Annotated in this window: 1 pseudogene; it reads left to right on the forward strand. The window is 73.6% G+C overall.

The features are described 5' to 3' along the window. Positions 1 to 168: 168 nt before the first annotated feature. Positions 169 to 1,089 (forward strand): annotated as a pseudogene (locus ENSA5_RS04960) (hypothetical protein); the annotation flags it as partial.

Raw genomic sequence — 1,089 nt, forward strand, 5'->3', positions numbered from 1 at the left:
CGGGGTGCAATGCCTCGCGCCGCCTCGCTTGGCCTTTTCGCCGAGGGCTTTGTCGCCAAAACTTGCAGTACGCCCGGTACAGCGGCGTTTTGGCTTCGCGCCCTCGGCGCAAATTCCGGCGCGAGGCTGCTAGGCGAGGCACCGGGATCTTCGCCTATCCTCTCGGGCGTGCGAGCGCAGCTGCACGTCCACGGTGGCGACCCCGGGCAGCCCGAACGCGCGGCTTCGTTGGTCGCGCGCGAGCTGCTGTCGAGCTGTCCGCGTCAGCGTCCGGTGACCCTCGCGATCCTCGCGCTGGGTCCTCACCCCGGCCTGACGCCGACCCCCTGGGTGCTCGACGGTCTGTTCGCCGCGCTGATCGAAGCGGAGCGCACGCCGATCAATTTCATCACGATCGGCGACCACGAGACCGGCGAGGCGCTGCTGCGCAAGGCCGGTCGTGAGGGCCCGGTCCGCGGCAGCGAGCTGATCGAGCGGCCGAGTCGCGACCGCAAGGTCGACCTGCGCGTCGGCGATCATCGGCGCCCGTTGACGATCCCGCGCGAGATCATCGGCTCGAGCCTGATCCTGTGCGCGCCGCTTTGCCTGTTCGCCCGCGACGCGGGCTCGGCCCGCCGCTGGCAGGGCCCGCTCGCCTCGCTCCTGGCCGCCTTCGCCCTCGGACATGGCTTTTGTCCGACCACGCCGAAGCTGCGCGCGGGCCTGCGCCCGCGCGAGGATCGGACCCGCGAGCGGGCGGCGGCGGCCGTCGGTCACGAGCTGTTCACGGCCAGCTTCGCCGAGTCGGCCGTGATCCTCGACGCGACCTGGGCGGGCGCGCTCGACTCGAGCGCGGCCGGCTCTGCGCTCGCGGCCGCCAACTCCAGCCGCGCTCGCGGGCGTGACGGTCGCCTCATCAAGGTGCCCAAGCTCTCGCTCGCCGACCGGGCCGAGCCCTCGGCGCCGGCCTTGCTCGGCGAGCTCGCGGCGCCCGAGCGCGTGCTCGGTCTCGGCGGTCTCGGCCGCCTCGAGCTCGCCGCGCTGCTCGGCGTCGATCGTTTCCTCGCCGCCGCCCTCGGCCTCGACGCCCGCCCGCCCGCGCACGAGCTC

The organism is Enhygromyxa salina (assembly GCF_002994615.1).
GTDB classification, from domain to species: Bacteria; Myxococcota_A; Polyangia; order Nannocystales; family Nannocystaceae; genus Plesiocystis; species Plesiocystis salina_A.